This is a genomic window from Streptomyces sp. NPDC002825, assembly GCF_040295385.1.
Lineage (GTDB): Bacteria > Actinomycetota > Actinomycetes > Streptomycetales > Streptomycetaceae > Streptomyces.
Genome location: NZ_JBEOVH010000023.1, coordinates 108,266 through 127,111 on the forward strand (window position 1 = coordinate 108,266; position 18,846 = coordinate 127,111).

General features: G+C 71.1%; 14 protein-coding genes. 4 read left to right on the top strand and 10 right to left on the bottom strand.

Annotated features, from left to right (window positions below; translation table 11 throughout):
• Nucleotides 1-11: 11 nt before the first annotated feature.
• Both ABT041_RS26450 and ABT041_RS26455 read right to left on the bottom strand, forming a co-directional pair.
• Nucleotides 12-482 carry an SUKH-3 domain-containing protein gene (locus tag ABT041_RS26450; protein WP_351188548.1) on the bottom strand — a complete coding sequence of 157 codons (471 nt, stop codon included), beginning with the start codon at nucleotides 480-482 and terminating at the stop codon, nucleotides 12-14.
• 1 nt (nucleotide 483) lies between these two features.
• Nucleotides 484-1,632, bottom strand: coding sequence for a winged helix DNA-binding domain-containing protein (locus ABT041_RS26455; RefSeq protein ID WP_351188551.1), 1,149 nt, complete (start codon nucleotides 1,630-1,632; stop codon nucleotides 484-486).
• 133 nt (nucleotides 1,633-1,765) lie between these two features.
• Between ABT041_RS26455 and ABT041_RS26460 the strand changes: the two genes are divergently transcribed.
• Nucleotides 1,766-2,872, top strand: coding sequence for a magnesium and cobalt transport protein CorA (locus tag ABT041_RS26460; RefSeq protein ID WP_351188604.1), 1,107 nt, complete (start codon nucleotides 1,766-1,768; stop codon nucleotides 2,870-2,872).
• A 42-nt stretch (nucleotides 2,873-2,914) separates the two neighbouring features.
• Here the strand turns inward: ABT041_RS26460 and ABT041_RS26465 are convergent, their stop codons facing one another.
• Nucleotides 2,915-6,139, bottom strand: a complete 3,225-nt coding sequence (locus ABT041_RS26465) for an NACHT domain-containing protein (RefSeq protein WP_351188553.1) — start codon at nucleotides 6,137-6,139, stop codon at nucleotides 2,915-2,917.
• Between the two features lie 471 nt (nucleotides 6,140-6,610).
• Entirely contained in the window at nucleotides 6,611-7,828 is a 1,218-nt protein-coding gene (locus ABT041_RS26470) for a sensor histidine kinase (RefSeq protein ID WP_351188555.1), read from the bottom strand.
• Between the two features lie 234 nt (nucleotides 7,829-8,062).
• Between ABT041_RS26470 and ABT041_RS26475 the strand changes: the two genes are divergently transcribed.
• A complete protein-coding gene (locus ABT041_RS26475) occupies nucleotides 8,063-10,240 on the top strand; it encodes an MMPL family transporter (RefSeq protein WP_351188557.1) in 2,178 nt (725 codons plus the stop codon).
• 78 nt (nucleotides 10,241-10,318) lie between these two features.
• On the opposite strand, the gene ABT041_RS26480 is transcribed toward ABT041_RS26475, so the two are convergent.
• Nucleotides 10,319-10,996, bottom strand: coding sequence for a response regulator transcription factor (locus ABT041_RS26480; protein ID WP_351188559.1), 678 nt, complete (start codon nucleotides 10,994-10,996; stop codon nucleotides 10,319-10,321).
• A gap of 284 nt (nucleotides 10,997-11,280) precedes the next feature.
• Here ABT041_RS26480 and ABT041_RS26485 point away from each other — a divergent pair, with 284 nt between their 5' ends.
• A complete protein-coding gene (locus ABT041_RS26485; protein WP_351188562.1) occupies nucleotides 11,281-11,748 on the top strand; it encodes a DUF6220 domain-containing protein in 468 nt (155 codons plus the stop codon).
• Nucleotides 11,745-13,724 (top strand): multicopper oxidase family protein, encoded by a 1,980-nt coding sequence (locus tag ABT041_RS26490; RefSeq protein ID WP_351188565.1) that lies wholly within the window; start codon nucleotides 11,745-11,747, stop codon nucleotides 13,722-13,724. The genes ABT041_RS26485 and ABT041_RS26490 overlap by 4 nt, the downstream gene beginning before the upstream one ends.
• A gap of 220 nt (nucleotides 13,725-13,944) precedes the next feature.
• Here the strand turns inward: ABT041_RS26490 and ABT041_RS26495 are convergent, their stop codons facing one another.
• The 5 genes from ABT041_RS26495 to ABT041_RS26515 form a co-directional block, all read right to left on the bottom strand.
• On the bottom strand, nucleotides 13,945-15,507 hold the full coding sequence (locus ABT041_RS26495; RefSeq protein ID WP_351188568.1) for an AAA family ATPase: 1,563 nt from the start codon (nucleotides 15,505-15,507) through the stop codon (nucleotides 13,945-13,947).
• A gap of 100 nt (nucleotides 15,508-15,607) precedes the next feature.
• Nucleotides 15,608-16,180 carry a hypothetical protein gene (locus ABT041_RS26500; protein WP_351188571.1) on the bottom strand — a complete coding sequence of 191 codons (573 nt, stop codon included), beginning with the start codon at nucleotides 16,178-16,180 and terminating at the stop codon, nucleotides 15,608-15,610.
• Nucleotides 16,177-16,425, bottom strand: a complete 249-nt coding sequence (locus ABT041_RS26505; protein ID WP_351188573.1) for a hypothetical protein — start codon at nucleotides 16,423-16,425, stop codon at nucleotides 16,177-16,179. Before ABT041_RS26505 ends, ABT041_RS26500 begins: the two co-directional genes overlap by 4 nt.
• Nucleotides 16,422-18,191, bottom strand: a complete 1,770-nt coding sequence (locus ABT041_RS26510) for a hypothetical protein (protein ID WP_351188576.1) — start codon at nucleotides 18,189-18,191, stop codon at nucleotides 16,422-16,424. Before ABT041_RS26510 ends, ABT041_RS26505 begins: the two co-directional genes overlap by 4 nt.
• A gap of 79 nt (nucleotides 18,192-18,270) precedes the next feature.
• Nucleotides 18,271-18,777 carry a hypothetical protein gene (locus ABT041_RS26515; protein WP_351188579.1) on the bottom strand — a complete coding sequence of 169 codons (507 nt, stop codon included), beginning with the start codon at nucleotides 18,775-18,777 and terminating at the stop codon, nucleotides 18,271-18,273.
• Between the last annotated feature and the right edge of the window lie 69 nt (nucleotides 18,778-18,846).

Here is an 18,846-nt window from a genome sequence, read left to right on the forward strand (position 1 = left end):
CCGGTCCGCCGTCAGGCGAAGCGGTCGCGCGCGTCCCGCTGGGGACCGCGCAGCAGGCAGCTGATCGCCTCGTACGCATCGGCTCCCAGGAACTGCGGGCCGGTGTGGTGCAGGAGGAAGAAGTGCCCGGTCTCGTCGATGAGGACCATCGCCCCGTCGAACGTCTCGTAGCCGACGGGGAACAGCCTCTTCCCCAGGTTTCGGGCGAGCTCGGCGACGTCCTCGCCGCTCTCCTCGTAGATCCAGTGCGGGGTGAGGCCGACGGCGTCCGGAGGCGTCCCCGGGATCACCAGGCGCAGCCCGCCGAACTCCCGGACGAAGTCCCGGGCCGCCCGGAACGGCTCGACCGGATGGCCCTCCTCGGCGAAACGGTCGGTCACGAAGGCGAGGAGCCCGGGCAGGCGCGCCCCGATGTCACGCCCCGGCGACCAGCCCGCCCCGGTCAGGACGGCCTCGACCTCCGCCGTCGTCATGCGCGGCATGTCAGTCCTCCGTGCCCTTGCTGGGGCGGCCGCTGTCCGCGCCTTCCTTGTGGACGATGTCGTACGGGGTGCCCGGAGGCGTCATGAGCCGGAGGGTCCGCTCGGCCTCGGCGGTGAGCGCGGTGCGCGTCGCGCGTGTCATGCCCGCGAAGGGTTCGATGGTGAGGGTCGTACGGTCCTTCGCCTCGTCGAGGTGCCAGATCCCGGCCACGAAGCCGTCGACGAGGAACGTCCGGTGCGCCTGGTTGCCGGTCCAGGTGCGGCCGTGGTGCGCGGCGGGGACGACGCGGGTGCGGTCGGCATGTGAGAGGAGCAGGTTGTCGAACTCGGGGAGGAAGCGGGGCGGGGCCGGGGTGTCCTCGTCGGGGCGGGGCGCGTCGGGGAGGTCGAAGAGCTCGGTGCCCCGCTCGTCCCGGAAGACGAGCAGCCCGGGCCGCAGCCGTTCGAAGGCGGGACGCAGCCGGGTCAGGCCGCACCAGGTCTGCATGTCCTTGACGGAGGCGGGGCCGAAGGCGCCGAGGTAGCGGAGCACGGTCTCGTCGAGGTCGGCGGCCTCGTCCTCGACCCCGTCGAACCACGTACGGACGGTGGTGAGCGCGACCTGCCCGCTGCGCCCCCACAGCCCGCGCGGGGTGACCTGCACCATCAGGAGCAGGCAGCGGGCGGCGATGGTGAGCGCCTGCGCGTCGGCGTCCGGCCACTCCCGGAGGAGGTGCTCCCGCAGCTCCTTGGGGGTGCGGGGGCGCTCCTCGACGTACTCCGTGGCCAGGGCGGTGAGCCGGTCGAGGTCGACGCCGTCGAGCCCCTTGCGGAACATCTTCAGCTCCCGGTCGATCGCCCCGGCCTGCACGAGCCGGCGCAGGCCGACGGCGTCGCGGGCGGTGTGGGTGTGCACGGTGGACCGCAGGGAGACGATCCGGGCGACCTGCCGGGACTCCATGAGCGTGGACAGCTGCTCGGGCCGGAAACCGTCGAGCCGGGCGGCGAGCGCGTAGTACGGGGGCTTGGTGTTCTGCGCCTGGAGCCCGACGAGGTGATCGACGGCCTCCTCGGCACCGAGCGGGGCGGGGCGCAGGAGCAGCTGCCGGTCGAGGGTGGCGCGGTTCAGGGCGCGGGGGCCGAGCACGGGGTGGGTGGTCTTGAGGGCCATGCCGCGCACGCTACCGAGACTTGCGGACGATCCCGGTCCTGAACTGCGGCCGGGACCGGGATCCGTACGAGCGGGATTGGCCCCATATATCCTGCTCTCGACCGACCCGCAGCCCGAGGTGGAGGTGCCGACGATGTCCGACCGCCGCCCCCGCGCGGCCTGGCGCCGCCGGCCCGAGCCTCCGCCCGAGGCCGCTGCCGCGCGGCCACCCTCGGTGCAGCCGAGCGTCGTGCAGTCGACGCTGTACCGCGACGGCCGCCGGGTCGCCTCCCCCAGCACGCTCGCGGAGACGTTCCGACAGCTGCGCGAGCACCCCGACGGGATGGCCTGGATCGGCCTCCAGCACCCGACGGAGGAGGAACTCCACTCGCTGGCGGGCGAGTTCGACCTGCACGAGCTGGCGGTCGAGGACGCGATGGAGGCCCACCAGCGCCCCAAGCTGGAACGGTACGGCGACACGCTGTTCGTCGTCCTGCGCGCCGCCCGCTATCTGGACGCCCCGGAGGAGGTCGAGTTCGGCGAGCTCCATGTCTTCGTGGGCCCGGACTTCCTGATCACGGTCCGGCACGGCGCCGCACCGGACCTGTCGGCCGTCCGCCGCCGCATGGAGGAGAACCCGGACCTGCTGGCCCTGGGTCCCGAGGCGGTCCTGTACGCGATCCTCGACGCGGTGGTCGACGGCTACGCGCCGGTGGTGGCGGGCGTCCAGAACGACATCGACGAGATCGAGACGGAGGTCTTCGGCGGCGACCCGGCGGTCTCCCGCCGCATCTACGAACTCTCCCGGGAAATGGTCGAGTTCCAGCGCGCGACCCGCCCCCTGGTGGGCATGCTGCACGCCCTGATGGCGGGCTTCGCGAAGTACGGCACGGACGAGGAACTCCAGCGCTACCTCCGCGACGTCGCCGACCACGTCACCCACACCAGCGAACGCGTCGACGGCTTCCGCCAGGCCCTCACGGACATCCTCACGGTCAACGCGACCCTGGTCACCCAGCAACAGAACGCCGAGATGCGCGCACTGGCCGAAGCCGGCTTCGAACAGAACGAGGAGATCAAGAAGATCTCCGCCTGGGCGGCCATCCTGTTCGCACCCACACTCGTGGGAACGATCTACGGGATGAACTTCGACAACATGCCGGAGCTCCGCTGGACGGGCGGATACCCGTTCGCGATCGGCTTGATGGGGATCGTCTGCACCGGTCTGTACGTGATCTTCAAGCGCCGGGACTGGCTCTAGAGAGCGACCGCTCCCCCTCGCACCGCGCGGCGGACCGCCGTGTCACCCCCGGCCGTCGTGCCGGCGCCACCGTCCGGCCGACCGGCGCACCGGCGTGCGGGCGTCCTGCGTCACCGAGGGCGTCCGGGTCCGTTCCGCCATCGCGGTCCAGAACCGGACGAGCTCGCGGTCCGTCATACCCTGCCAGTCCGCCCTCGTACGCCGGATGGTGCGCCTCTTCAGCAGGGCCTGCTGCTGCCAGCAGAAGGGTTCGCGCAGCTCGGCGCCCGGCTGCGTCCCCTTCGCGGGGTACGGGCACAGCTCGAACTGGCAGCTGCGCAGGCAGCTCGTCCCGGGTTCGGCCGTGCCTGGCATGCCCACCGTGCGCTCGGGATGGAGTGCCGTGCGGTCCTTGGTCAGGCAGGGCGGCAGGGTGGTGCGGTTGGTGCGCGCCAGCCGGCTGTCGACCATCACCCCGTCGCGTTCCGTGAGGTTCAGCAGCAGCAGAATGTCGCCGAGGAGCTGCTGGGCGCGCGGATTCAAGGTGCTCCACCCCACCGACGGCGGAATCCAGAGGTTGTGCTTGCGATGGACGGTGGGGTCGGCGGTCCGTGAGCCGATGTTGACCATGGTCCCCTTCTCGTCGATCCAGATGAACCGCTCGGGACGCCGGGTCTCCAGGGCGAGCACCGCGAGGTCCGCGGCCTCGGCGACGAAGGGGTGCAGTCGCTTTCCTCCCCGCACCGCCAGCTCGTCCGCGGGCCGATCGCCGGGGGCCTGCTCACTGCCCGCCATGCCGAGCCAGCGTTCCACGGCCCGCAGCGGGTCGGCGTCGGCCCGGCGGCCGGCCTCGACGCCGTCCTGCCCGTCGTCGATGCCGTCCGGCAGCTCCCACAGGCACAGGGCGTGGATGAGCGTGACCTGGGAGTACCAGTAGCGTGCGTGCGTCAGCAGGTGCTCCGCTCGCTCTATGAGGTACTCACGGGCCTCGTGAGAGGTCGCGGGATGCCGTCTTCGGCGGTTCGCCGCGCTCTTGAAGCCCTGGGCCAGGGCGATCTCCAGCGAGATGGGCAGGTCCGCGCGCCCCGTCGCGGGGTTCGGCGTGAGGTGTTGCAGCCAGAGGTCCATGCGCTCCCGGGCCTGGCTGCACCGCTCGTTGCCCACCGAGCCCACGATCATGGGAACGAGCCAGGCCCTGGTGACGAACTCGCGCCAGATCTCCACTGCCGTATGTGCCTCCCGGGCGACCCCGTCCGAACTGTCGGGCGGACCGATCTTCTCCTCACGTGCCGCGCTCTCCTTGTACCTCTGGGCCTCCATCGCCGTTTTGTACTGTTCCCAGGGGTCGTACATCTTGGCGTCGGAAATCGCCTCGCGCTTCGGCCACGGGAAGAGCCTGCGCAGTGCGTCGAATGCATGGTCACCGCCCGCGCCGATCTCCTGGGCGATGGCCAGCCTGACCGGATAGCTTTCCTCGATCCAGCTGATCCTCATCATGTCGCCGTAGGCCGGCTTGACCCATTTCCTGGGGTCTTCCTTGCTCAAGCGGTCGAGCCGGCGAGCCATCTCACCGAAGGAGTGCACCAGTCGCAGCTTTGCCGCGTCGAGCGTTCTCGGATCACCATCGACGATCTCCGGCCACCGCCGCAGGATCGTTTTGGTGATCCGTACGTGGGCCGAATCACCGGCCTCGCCGGTGTCGATCTCCAACGCTGCGGCGAACAGGTCGAAGGCCTTTCCGTCCCGGCGCTCCCGGGCCGCCTTCACCAACAGCTCGACGTTGGCGCGCTGCGGGGTCTCCGGCTTACGGCGGGAGCGCAGGACCAGGGCGATGAGAAGCTCACGACCGGGCTCGGCGAGCGCCTTTCCGAGGTCTCCCGCGGCGTCCCGCTGGACGGCGTCGAGGAACGGGAACCCCAGATAGGCCTGCAGAATGCTGTGAGGGAATCTGACCTTGAAGCTCTGGGCCTCCACAAGCCCGAGTTGCTCACCCCACGCCGCATAGCGTGACAAGGCGGTGCGCCAGCAGAATTCGTCCTCGCCCCTTGGCAGGTCTCCGACGCGCCGGCGCAGCTCGTCAAGAATCGCCGGACAGGAGGTCTTCTTCCGTTCGCCGGCGTCGCCGTTCCAGCTGATCAGTTCTTCGAATCTGACCTCCAGCCGGTCGTTGAGAAGTCCGATGCAGGCCAGCGCCGAAATGACCGAGACTGTTTTCTTCCGCTGCTCTTTCGAGATGTCGAACTGAGCCTGGAGATGGCCATCCACCAGTGCCTTCGTCCAGGATTCCAGGAGATTCAGCCGAATTCCCGACCGGTCGCCTCCCCGAGTGTCCACCTGGTCCCGATCCCTGGTGCTCTCGAAATGCTCCAGAAGCTGGTGCTGTCGCAGCTGACGGGCGATCTGGAGGTACAGCGGCGACTCGGCGACCGCGGCCGTCTCGACGATCCAGTCCAGCCTCCGGTTGTCCGCGCCGGGCTCCCGCTGCATCAGGTAGCCGAGCGCGGCCTCCTCGCTGAGGGGTTCGAGGTCGATGACGGCCGCCTGGGTGCGTTCGAGCGCCGTGTGCGGACGCGAGGCGATCACCAGCGGAAGCTTCTGCTTCTGCGCCCGGCCGATCGCGCGGCGGATGAGACTGTCCCGGTTCGCCTGATTCTCGTCGTCACAGAATGCCTCTTCGAGACCGTCCGCTACGACGACCGCCTTGTCCTCCATGCAGAGCTGCCGCCACACCCGCTCGGCCTGGGCTCTGGATATCACCCCGGGGTCCACCTCGTCGCAGAAGCGCTTCTTCGCCAGCTCGCCGAAATTCAGGTCGTCACCGTCGAGGTCGATGCGCCGGAGGTGGATCGGGACGGGAACGGCGCCGTTCTCCGCCAGCATCTGGGTCAGTTGCACGAGCACGGCCGTCTTCCCGCTGCCGATGCCACCCACGAGCACGTACGGCCGGCGGCGGCGCCGGTCCCGCAGGGCTTGTGCGATGACCGAGCACAACTCCTGCCGGCCGACGACCTCGTCCACGATCGTGCCGGCCGTGGGCACCAGCTGCTGCGGGTTCCTCCGCGCGATTCGCCCGATCGGCCGGATCGTCTTCCAGTGCCGAACACCCAGAAAGACAGCCGTGCTCAGCGAGAAGACGAGAAAGGGCGTGACGAAACTGATGACCACGCTGCAGGACTGGCCTGTTTTCAGGCAGGTGTTCTCGACGAACCCGGGCTTTCCGTCGATGATCACGTGAACGGCCAGGAACAGCCAGCCCAGGAGCAGGATCGTTCCGATCCAGGCGAACACCTTGACATAGTTTCCGGGCGTCCATCTCCCGTACCATTCACGGGGAGTGGACACCCGCCGCCGGGCCTCTCCGCGAATGCGCCGCATTCGCCACGCTCGGCCTACATGGGACCTCAGCCAGGAACGGAAGCGTCTTCCACGAACGAAGCGCGGCTCACCCCGAGGGCGGAACTTCCCCTCAGGATGCCGGATGACCTGATTCATCGGGGTCTTTCCTCACTGACGCCGGATGAAATATGCCACCGCCCATAGCAGCCAGACTACGCGGTCCTCGGCCGGGGCGCGCAGTGGCTCGGGGCCGCACCTGGGAGTACAGTTCGCGCCTGCGGGACCCCGTTCATCCTCACGACCCCGCATCACCTGGCCTGTCGGCGAGACCCCGCGCGTGCCGGGATTCCAAGCCGTATTTCAAGCGGACTTGACGGCCGGAGAAGACGACCGGGAGCGCATGGCGGCCGCGGGGTGCCGTGGTCAGAAGCGTGGGCCGGTCGGGGCGAGGGGCAGGCGGGCCGTGACCTCGAAGCCTCCGGCCGGGGTGGGCTCGGCGTTGAGCTCTCCGCCGAGCAGTTGGCAGCGCTCGCGCATGCCCAGGATGCCGCGGCCGGGCTTGCGGTCGGCGGGCGGCCGGGTCACAGGGGTCCGGTCGGAACCGGCGCGCCCCTGGTCGGTGACGCGGATTTCCAGGTGGTCGATCGCCGGGTTCACCGCGACCGTCACCCGGGTCGGGCCGGTGTGCCGGATGATGTTGGTGATCGACTCCTGCAGGATCCGGTACGCGGCACTGTCCACCGCGCTCGGCAACGGCGCCGCGGGCGAGGTCACTTCGAGCGTGACGTCCAGTCCTGCGGCGCGGGCCTCCGCGGTGAGGTCGTCGATCTGTTCCAGACTGCTGTGCGGCACGGGGTCGTCGTCGTCGCCCCGGAGGACGCCGAGGATGGCCCGCATCTCCTGCAGCGTCCGGGAACTCGTCTGCGCGATGGTCTGCAAGGCCTCGCGTGCCTGCTCGGGGCGCTTGTCGAGCACGTGAGCGGTGACGCCGGACTGGACGTTGATGATCGCGATGGCGTGCGCGACGGTGTCGTGGACCTCGCGCGCGATGCGGAGCCGTTCGGCGTCGACCCGTGCGCGGGCTTCCTCCTCGCGGGTCCGCTCCGCCCGTTCCGCGCGCTCCTGGGCGTCGGCCGCGATGACCCGCCGGGACCGGACGGACTCGCCGAGAGCCGTGCTCATGACGGCGACACCGATACGGAAGAAGACCCAGCCGATGGCCTCGCGCGGCTGCACGTCGGCCGCCGCGTACAGCCACCCGGTGGCCAGGACCGCGGTGCCCACGCCGGCGATCGCCAGTGACCGCCGCCCGTCACCGTAGGCGGCGAGGGTGTAGAGGGAGACCATGAGGCCCAGCCAGCCGTACCCGTCGGGGAATTCGAGGGCGTAGTACACCAGGCTGGCGAGTGCTGCGGTGACGAACACCGCCACGGGCCACACCCGGCGGACGCCCACGACCAGGCCGCCCACCACGAGCAGCGTGAAGCCGAGGCATCCGAGGTCGGTGAGCGGACGCTGTTCCGTCCCCCTGGCGGCGGCGAGGGCGACCGTGCCCTGCACCTGCATGACGGTGACGAAGAGCGCGAGCAGCACGTCTTGGGTCAGTACCCGCAGGGTGAACGGCCCGGGGCGGAGTCTCATGCCGCGATCGTACTGTTCGCGACCACGGACGACGCTCCGCTCAGACGCGCGAACCGCTACGTCGACGGGCGCGGCGCGGCGCGGCCGGTTACGTCCGATTGCGTAGACGTCGCCATCCGTCGTCAGAGGTCAGTGCCCCCTTGCGCGCGACACGATCGCCGTTGTGACCGATCAACCTCCCCTTCGTCCGAGAAGCACGCCGTGCCGCACGGCTCAACCGCTGAGGAGCAGATGATGTCGACGATCGAGTCTCCCCGTGAGGGAACGCTCGCGGGACTGGGGCGCTTCTGTTTCCGCCGCCGCCGTCTCGTTCTCCTGGCCTGGGTCATCGGTGTCATCGTCGTGGCCTTCGTCGGCTTCGGCTACGGCGCCGCCCCCGACAACGACTTCTCCGGAGGGGGCTCGCAGTCGGCCAAGGCGCAGGAGCTGCTGGCGCAGCACTTCCCCAAGGAGCAGGGGGACAGGCTGACCCTCGCGATCAGGGCCGACAAGGGAATCGACGATCCGGCCGCCCGGCAGAAGATCGAGAAGACCATCGCCGAGCTCGCCGGCTCGCCCGTGACCGGCCCGGTGACTTCGCCGTATCAGGACGAGAGCCTGGTGACGAAGGACCGTCGCATCGCCCGTACGACCATCCCGCTGAGCGACAAGGGGCTGGAGAAGAGCGAGGTGAAGCCGTTGGTCGACAGGGTCAAGGACGCCTCCGGCGACGGCGTCACGCTCGCGCTGGGCGGCTACATGGCGGAGAAGGCGGAGACGCCCCCGCAGGGCCCGGCCGAGAGCGTGGGCCTCGTGGCCGCGGCGGTGATCCTGTTCATCGCCTTCGGATCGCTGGTGGCGATGGGCCTGCCGCTCGCGACCGCCCTCCTGGCCATCGTGGGCGGTCTCGCCCTGATGAAGCTGGTGGGGCACCTGGTTCCCGCGCCGAACTTCGCTCTCACCTTCGGCGCGATGATCGGGCTCGGCGTCGGCATCGACTACGCGCTGTTCATCGTGACCCGCTACAAGGACGGCCTCGGGGACGGCGACGACCCCGAGAGCGCCACGGTCAAGGCCATCGCCACCGCCGGTCACGCGGTGCTCTTCGCGGGCACGACGGTGGTGATCGCCCTGATGGGCCTGCTCGTCATGGGAGAGCGCCTGATGACCGGGCTGGCCGTCGCCACGTCGATCACGGTGCTGGTCACGATGATCGCCGCCCTGACGCTGCTGCCCGCGTTCCTGGGCTTCACCGGACACCGGATCAACTCGCTGCGCCTGCCTCGCCGCGCGTCCCGCCGGAACCGGGAGGCCGGCGCGCAGCGCCGGAACAGGCCCATGCTCGCCGAGCGTTGGGCCGGCGTGGTGCAGCGCAGGCCGCTGGTCTCCGCACTCCTCGCCGGCGGGGTCCTGCTGGCGCTGGCCGCCCCGACCCTGTCGATGCGACTGAGCCAGCCCGACGCCAGCGTCCAGCCCCGGGACCGGAGCAGCTACATCTCGTACGAGATCCTCTCCGAGGGCTTCGGTCCGGGGTACGGGGCACCCCTGGTCTTCGCCGGCGAGGTCGGCTCCGGGGGCGCCGATCTGCGTCCCGTCGTCGAGGCGGTCCGCAAGACCGAGGGCATCGCCTACGCCACACCGCCCCGGGTCAGCGAGGACGGGCAGGCCGTCACCTTCGCCGCCTTCCCCACGACGGGGTTCCAGGACGAGGCGACCACGGATCTGGTGCACCGGCTCCGCGACGACGTGCTGCCCCGGAGCACCGGCGGCGCACACGTCCTCGTCGGCGGACCGAACGCCGGCACCATCGACACCGCCGAGGAGTCCGGCTCGCGCCTGCCCCTCATGATCGCGGTCGTCATCGCCCTGTCCATGGTGCTGCTGATCGCGTTGGTCCGGTCGGTCACGATCGCCCTGCAGGCCGCCCTGATGAACCTGCTGTCGATCGGCGCCGCCTACGGTGTGCTGGTGGCGGTCGTGCAGTGGGGTTGGCTCGGCACGGCCCTCGGGTTCCCCGCCGCCATGCCGGTCACGACCTGGGTGCCGATGATGATGTTCCCGGTCCTGTTCGGCCTGTCGATGGACTACCAGGTCTTCCTGATCTCGCGTGTCCGTGAGGAGTACGAGCGGACCGGCGACACCCGCACGGCCGTCGCCACCGGCCTTGCGCGGACCGCCAAGGTGATCACGGCCGCGGCCGCCATCATGATCGCGGTCTTCACCACCTCGCTGCTCGGCCCCGACGTCGCGGTCAAGCAGGGAGGTCTGGGCATGGCCGTCGCCGTCCTCATCGACGCCACCGTCGTCCGGATGATCTTCGTCCCCGCGGTGATGGAACTGTGCGGCAAGGCCAACTGGTGGATGCCCGGACGCCGGGCGCCGAAGACACTTCCCACGCGCCCCGCCGAGGTCGAGGACGGGGTCAGGGTCTGAGCCTCCCGCAGCTCGGATCCACCGTCGAGGTGGTGGATCCGAGCCGAACGGCCTCACGCACGGCCGGCGCCTCGACCGCTACGGGCTGACGAGCCCCGTCCGATAGGCGATGACGACGAGTTGGGCGCGGTCCCGCGCACCCAGCTTCACCATCGCGTGGCTGACATGGGTGCGCGCGGTGGCCGGGCTCAGGCACAGCTCGGCGCCGATCTCGTCGTTGCTCAGCCCCTGTCCGACCAGCGCCAGCACTTCACGCTCGCGCTGGGTCAGGACCGCGAGCCGGTCCTCGCCGGCCTGCGTGGCGACCCGTCGCTCGGTGAACTGGGCGATCAGACGACGCGTGATCCGCGGGGCGAGCAACGCGTCTCCGGCGGCCACGACCCGGATGGCGTGGAGGAGTTCGGCCGGTCCCGCGTCCTTGAGCATGAAGCCGCTGGCACCGGCCTGCAGCGCGTCGAAGACGTACGCGTCGGTCTCGTACGTGGTGAGGATCAGGACCCGGACATGCTGAAGCCCGGGGGTCTTGACGATCTGCGCGGTCGCCTGGATCCCGTCGAGCTTCGGCATGCGGATGTCCATGAGCACGACGTCGGGCCGGGTCGCGCGGGCCCGTTCGACGGCCTCGGAGCCGTCGGTGGCCTCCCCCACCACCTCGAAGTCGTCCTCGAGGTCGATCAGCACCTTGAACCCGGATCGCACCAGACGCTCGTCATCGGCGAGGAGAACCCTGATGGGCGCGTTCGTCGGAGCGTTCATCGGTGGGCCGTTCCGTTCGGCGTCAGGAGTCGCATGCTTGCCGGCGGCGCGGCTCTGCGTTGCATACCCGAGATCGTACTGCCAGGGCGGACGGCGCCGAATGCTCGTCGGTCCGCGGTCGTGTACGGCGGAGAGCGCGCCCGAACGCCCGCCGGGTACGCAGATCTGCGTACGCCCGGCCGACCGCCGTCGGAGGACGCCGCGTGGCGTCGAGGCGACGATTCCTTCCGTGATTCCGCAGACGGAGAGAACACGTCCCACACCGATCCGAAGGGTGCCCCTCGATGCGTAAAGCCATCGCCGTACTGGCGGCCGCGCTCATGCTCGCGATCGTCGTCCAGTTCTTCCTGGCCGGCAGCGGAGCGTTCGACACCGCGCCCCACGACGAGGCCTTCCGGCCGCACCGGGCCCTGGGCTATCTGATCGTCCTCCTCGCGCTCGTGACGACGGTGACGACCGCGCTGGCCCGCGTGCCCGGCCGGCTCATCGGCATGGCCGGTCTGCTCGCCGGGCTCGGGGTCGCCCAGCCCCTGATCGCGGCCCTCGCCAAGGCGTTCGGCGACACGGGAGACACCACGACCGCGGGTCGACTCGTCTTCGGCCTGCACGCCGTCAACGCGCTGATCATGATGGGCGTGGCCGGCAGGATCCTCCGCCAGGCGCGAGAGCCGTCGTACTCCTCGGCGTCCACCGTCCAGGCCGCCGATGCCGATGCCCGCGCTGCCGGGACCGCCACGGGAACCGCTCAGTGACCACGGGCCGGTTGATCGTCCTGGACCACGCCGTCGCCCTGCTGGGCGTGGTGTCGTGGTTCGGGGCCGGAGTCGCGGCGGCCGTCCGGCGCCGCCGGCTGGGATTCGGACTTCTCGCCGCGGCCGTCCTGGTCACGCTCGCCCGGGCGGCCACCGTGTCGGTCCTGGCCGGCCGGGGGTGGTGGTTCGTCGAGGAGAAGGTGCTGCTGGGGCTTCCGCTGCTCGGCGTCGCCGGGACGACCGCGGTGTTCGTCGCCGGGCCCCGGCTGCGGACGGCGGGAAGGGTGGCCGGAACGGCGGCCGACGAGCGCCTGCCGGTGAGCAGCGTCGTCTCGCTGTTCACCGCCGGGTACGCCGCGCTGGCCGGCCTCGTGGTGACCTTCGTCGCCGGGTACCCCCTCACCTGGTCGACCGCGCTGATCACGATCGCGCTCGTGTCGGCCGGCGCCGTGCTGACCGCCCGCGTCGTGGCGCGGGAGGCGGAGGGCCCACGTGTGAAGACGGACCGTCAGTCCGCCTTCAGCCGACGAAGGTTCGTCGGCACCGCGGTCGGAGTCGGCGCCGCGGGCACAGGCGTCGGCCTGCTGTTCAGGCCCGCCGGCTCCATGACGACGGGCGGCGGCCCTGCTCCCTCGGCCGGCTCCGCCACGGCACGGTCGGTGGCCGATCTGCGCGGCCTCGGGACTCCGTCTCCCGGCGGCACCACGCGGCGGCACGTGCTCACCGCGCAGAAGGCGACGGCGCGGCTGGCGTCCGGACGTGAGGTCGACGCGTGGACGTACGACGGGCAGGTACCGGGCCCGGCGATCACCGCCACCGAGGGCGATGTCATCGAGGTGACGCTGCGCAACGGCGACATCGAGGACGGGGTCACCCTGCACTGGCACGGCTACGACGTGCCGTGCGGCGAGGACGGTGTACCGGGCCTGACACAGCACCCGGTGGCGCCCGGTGGGGAGTTCGTCCACCGCTTCCGCGCCGACCAGGTGGGCACGTACTGGTACCACACGCACGAGGCCTCGGACCCGGGCGTGCACAAGGGGCTGTACGGGACCCTCGTCGTCACACCACGCGACGGGCGACCCTCGGATGAGGGCTCCGGCCGGCAGTCGGTGGACCTCACCCTGCCCGTGCACACCTTCGCCGGGACCTTGGTCGTGGGGGATCAGGACGGGCGCACGGTACGGACCGCGGCACCCGGCGCGGCGGTACGGCTGCGGCTGATCAACACCGATTCGGATGCGCACCGGCTCGCGCTGGCCGGAACCCCGTTCCGGGTCGCGGCCGTCGACGGCCGCGACCTCCACCAACCCGAGCAGGTCCGTGACGTGAGCCTGCGGCTGCCCGCCGGCGGGCGCCACGACCTGGTGTTCGTCATGCCGGACAGGCCCGTCGCGCTCATGCTCGACGACGACCGCGACACCGGGGTGTCCCTGCACCCGGACGAGAACGCCGACCGCGAACCCTGGACCGCGGACACCTCCGACTGGCCGGAGCTCGATCTCCTCCGGTACGGAACGCCTGCCCGCGCCCCCTTCGATCCGGACGCCGCCGACCGGCACTTCACCCTCGTGCTGGACCGCGCCGTCGCCCTGGTGGAGGGCCGGCCGGCGTACGCGCAGACGGTGAACGGGCGGGGGCACCCGTCGATCCCGGACCTGCTGGTCACGGAAGGCGACGTCGTACGGTTCACGGTCGTCAACCGAAGCCTGGAGACTCACCCCTGGCACCTGCACGGCCACCCCGTACTGATCCTTTCCAGGGACGGGACGCCCTCGTCCGGCAGCCCGCTGTGGAGGGACACGTTCGAGGTGCGGGCGGGAGAGGTCTGGGATGTGGCGTTCAGGGCCGCCAACCCCGGGATCTGGATGAACCACTGCCACAACCTGCCCCACGCGGAGCAGGGAATGATGCTGCGCCTCTCCTACGAAGGAGTCACCACGCCCTTCGGTGACGCGCACGCCGGTCACGACTAGGCCGTCTCTTTCGGATCTTGCCGGTTAAGCCCGCGGCGTCTGGTGCCGTACATCGCAAGGCGGAGGGTCGCCCGATTACTGGACGTACTTGGGCGGGCCCGACAACGCAGCGAGGTGCGGTGCCAGGCGTCGCGGGTCAGGCAAGATCCGGAAGAGACGGCCTAGGTGCGGGCGGCGGCGGCACGGCGGTGCGCGCCGCCACCCGTACGGCCGGCCTGGCTCAGTCCTCCATGAAGACGATGCGCCGGGGGCCGCTCGCGCCCGGGGACGCCGCCACGGTGGAGCGGCCCGCCGGGACGGCGCGCTCGCGGCCCCAGGCCCGGATCTCCTCGATCTGCTCGGGGTTGACCCGGCTCAACGGGACGGTGTTGGCGAAGGCGTCCACGATGAGCGAGGGGCGCAGGAACTGCACGCCGCCGCTCAGGTGCGCCTCGGCCCCCACGTCGTGCAGCGCCGCGGCGATGTCGGAACCGGCGAAACCCTCGGACAGGTCGACCAGCCGGTCGAGGTGCTCCGCCGCGGGCGCCTGCTTCAGGTAGAGCCCGTAGTACAGCTCGATGATCTCCCTGCGGTCCTGCGCGTCGGGCAGGTCGACGAAGAACAGTTCGTCGAAGCGGCCCTTCCGCAGCAGCTCGGGCGGCAGACTCCGCACGTCGTTGGCGGTCGCGACGACGAACGCCCGCGAGTCCGACTCCTGGAGCCAGAAGAGGAACTGGCCGATGATCCGCTGCGGCACACCCGAACCGTCGTCCCGGCCGGCCAGTCCCTTCTCGATCTCGTCGATCCACAGGATGCAGGGCGCGACCCGGTCAGCCATGGCCAGCGCCTCCCGGAAGCGGCCCTCCGACTCGCCCAGGTACTTGCCGTGGATGCTGCCCATGTCGAGCCGGTACAGCGGCAGTTGCCACTCGCTCGCGATCGCCTTGGCGGACAGCGACTTGCCGCAGCCCGGCACACCGACGAGGAGCACCCCGCGCGGCGGCCGCAGCTGCGTCTCGCGCAGGTCGGCGTGCATGAGCTGGTGCTTCCGCTGGAGCCAGGCGCGCAGGCTCGTCAGGCCGCCCACGGTGTAGTCCGAGTCCTTCAGGCGCACCTTCTCGAGACCGGTCAGATCGCTGAAGATCCGGTCCTTCGCCTGGGCGAGGCCGAGCACGTCCTCCTTCTCGATGGCGCCCTTCGCGGCCACGGTGGCCATCAGGTTGATCGCCTCGGCCTCCGTGACCCCCCGCAGGAACTCCGCCGCCCGCCGCGTGTCCCCCTCGTCCCAGCGGACCGGCATGATCCCCTCGTGGTCGGCGAGGAAGCCCCTGAGGGTCTCGTACGTCTCGTCCGGGTGCGGCAGGTCGAGGTGCAGGCTCATGCCGAGACGCTGCAGACCGCTCCAGATGGGGCTGTCGGTGATCACCACGATGCTGCCCATGTTGTTGCCGGCCAGCCGGGCGAGCTCCGACATGTGCCGGGCGACCGGGGTGTCGCTCTCGAGGTCGGCCGGGTCGACGAAGACGACGGTGGCGTTGGCGCGGCTGGTGAACTGGGCTGCGGCGAAGTCCATGGCGCCCGTCAGGGAACGGTCGTCGATGACGGTGGTGTTGCTGCGCAGGTCCCGCAGGCCGGTCGCCCGCGTGTAGATCCAGAACGGCAGGCTGCTGCGGCGGGACTGGGTGGCCGCCTCCCTCAGCAGCCGCAGCGCCCGCTCCTGCTCGATGGTGCGCATGCCGATGACCGGGACGCGCGCGGAGATGTAGCTGTCGAGGTGCTTCAGGGAATCGGCGTAGTTCGACATCGGGGACCTTCGGGAATCGGCTCGGACGGGGCGGGAGGCTGGGCGGGGCTCGCATGCGTGGAGGCAACAGCGGGAGTGGCGGGGCCGTCGGCCCCTCCGGTCAGTCCCTCAGGACCCTGCGGCGCGGTGCCGCCGCGGGGTCGTACGTCCACGGATCGGCCGTGGGCCCGCTCGACTGCTGCGGCGCAGGTGCGTCCAGTACGGCCGTGAGCCTGTTGTCCCGCAGCGTGCGGCGGCGCTCCTCGACCCAGTCGGCACCCGGGTCCTCCCCCGCCGCCTCCTCCAGGAGCCGCTCCAGCTGTTCCTGCACCTGGACGATCTGCTGGTCCACCACCTCGGTCAGCCGCCCGCGGAGCTGCTCGGGCAGCCGGGGATGGCCGGCGAGGGCGCGGATGGGCCGCAGGCCGTTGCGGGCCTGGGCCAGCTCGCGCCCTGCCTCGAACTCGTCCGTGACCGCGTTCATGGCCCTCGTCAGCGCGTCGGCCCAGGCCTGCAGGCGCGTGCCGAGGGCCTGGACGAGGTGAGCCGTGAGCCGGGCGATCGTGTCGCCGTCGTACGCCTCCGCCGAGATCGGCGGCAGGCGCGCCGGGTCCACGGACTCGCCCGCGGCCCAGCGGCGCAGGAACTCCGCCCACTCCCCGTACGGCCCGCCGTGCCCCCAGAATCCGCTCATCGGCCGGTGCCGGGCCGGCGGACCAGCGTCTCGCCGGGCGGCAGCGGCTCCCAGTCGGGCAGGCCTTCGACGAGGCGGCGCAGCCGGCTGGTGGCCCGCTCGGTCGGTTCCGGGCGGCGGGCGGCCCACGGCGAGTCGGTGCCGGGCCGGCGGACCACCGCCGGGGCCGGGGCCTGCTGAGGCACGGCGGCCTGCGCGGGTACCGCCGCCTGCGGAGGGACAGAAGGCTTCTGCGGGGTGCTCATCGGTGGTCCTCCTTGAGTACGGTCCGGCCTTCGAAGGGAGCGGGGCCGTGATGAGCGGTGGCGAGCGAGGTGATGAACTCCCGGCACCTGGCCTCGACGACGTCGGCCGCGCGGAACGTCTCGTACCAGTCCGTCAGTTCGGCGGCCGCGCCACGGAGCTGGTGGAGCGATTCCAGCTTGGCCTGCTCCAGGAGGCCGCGGGCGTTCGCCTGGAGCTTCTCCGCCGCCTTGTAGCCCTGGAAGACGACCAGGCCCCACACGGCCCCGACGATCAGCGCGGCCACGAACGCGAAGCCCAGGCTGGCCTGGCCGATGAGGAACAGGATGCCGAGCACGACGATGACGGGCGCCACCAGCTTGTTCGCCAGTGGGTACGCGAGCCCGTCGATGAACGGCGCCATGTGCCGGTCCCAGTGGCCGGCGAGCGCGGCCTCGTTCTCCTGGAGCGGCCGGTTGAAGGATCCTTCCCAGGGCGGCAGTTGGAAGACCTGCGCGCCGACGGTGTGGGACGAGCCGAAGACCGCCCGCACGTCGTCCGGTACGGCACCGCGCACGTCCCGGGTGAAGCCCGTGTGCGCCTGGAAGAACCACTCGTCGCAGGCCGCGACCGCCATGCGCTGGGTCGCGGCGGAGGTGCCGATGGCGGCCGGGTTGAGCGCGGCGGCGCTCTGCACGGTCAGGTAGTCGAGGGTCTCCTCGTACGAGGAGGAGTCGGCGTCCGTCTCCCGCCGTGCGGTCTGCACGTCGCCGTCGCGCTCGACGACCTTCTTGTTGAAGGCCAGGTCCCGGCGCAGGGGCAGTTCTTCGTTGTCGTACTCCGCGACCAGCCGGTCGAGGATGTCGTCGACGGCGTCCTCGAGCCGTCCGGGCGCCTCGGACTCCCCCGCCATGATCGCCTGGTACTTGTCCAGGAGCACCTGATGGGCACCGGCCCCGGACAGCGCGCCGTCGAGGGCGGGCCACTGCGGGGAGACCGCCGACAGCCTCGGGAAGCGGCCCTTGGCCGAGGGGACGCGCAGGGACTCGATCTCCTCGCGCCAGCGCTGCACCTGCCGGGCCCGGGTGTCCGGGTCCGCGCTCAGCGTCTCGCGCCATTCGCGGAGGGTCGAGTCGAGCATCGCCCGGCCTTCCGGGCCGAAGGCGCCCTGGGCGATGGACTCCAGGATGACCGCGAACTCGCGTCCCAGCCGGGCGGGGTCCTGGGCGATCAGGTAGTGCCGGAGCCAACGGACGGCGGCCTGGCGCCTGTTCTGGCGGCGCAGGACGAGCGCGAAGAAGAGGGAGGTGCGCTCCGGGGAGCGGCGGAACGCCTCCTCGATGGCGCGTTCGCACAGGTCGCGGTCGTCGGAGGACCAGGAGGCGAGCGCGACCAGGGCCGGGGCGAGCCAGTAGCGGGGGGTCTGCAGCATCAGCTGGTCGCTGACGAGCCGGACGCTGTCCTCGGACACGATGCCGATGTCGAAGGCCTGGAGCATGCCGACGGCGGTTCGCCGGACCGACTTGTAGTGGCCGAAGGCGTGGTCGATCTCGTCCTGGATGACGCCGATCTTCGTCTCGGCCCGCTGGACGTTGGCCAGGCGCACCGAGTGCTGGGCGAACTCCAGGAAGTCGGCGCGGAGCTGCTGCAGTTCACTGCTGGTCTGCTGCTGCCGGTTCTCGACGGACGCGACCTGTCCGGACACGGCGCCGACCTGCTCGCTGAGCCGGGTCACGAGGTTGCCGACCTCGCGCACCTTCTGATGAAGGGCGAAGTCCCTGTCGACCATTGCGTCGGTTCTCCGTTCGGGTGGGTGGATGGGCGTACGGGACCGCGCGAGGGCCTGCCCCCCGGGCGGTCGCGCAGGGTCAGGGGCGTACGACGGTGCCGTCTTCGAGGACCGGGAGGATCAGCCCGTTGTCGTAGACCTCGACGTACGCGTAGCCGCCCGAGCGGGCGGTCATGCGGGCCCTGCCGAAGGGGTCGGGCATGGCCTCCGCCGGCGAGTAGTGCCGGACGATCACCTGGAACAGGTTGAGGACGTGGTCGACGTAGGGCGGGCCGAGGTAGCAGCGGGCGACGAAGCCGAGGGGTACGGCGCCGTGGGCGGCTTCGTACTCCTCGCGGGCCCAGTCGGCGAGCTGCCGGCTCGCGGCCTCGTCGAGGCCGGCGTCGAGCCGGCCGACGGCGCCGCGCAGCCGCTCGGACCGGGGGTCGTACAGCTCGCGGGGCGTGCCGCGTCCTCCCTGCGGGCCTCCGGGGCGCGCGCCGGGCCCGGTGACCAGCCTCCGGGACGTCCCGGTGCCGCGTGCCGGGCCGGCCGGCGCGGTGCCGCCCGAGTCCACGACGCGTCGCGGCCGTTCGATGTGACCCATGTGTCGTCCCCCGAGAAGTTCTGCCGTCACGCACCACCACCGGACACAGAGACCGCGTCGACGGAAAGA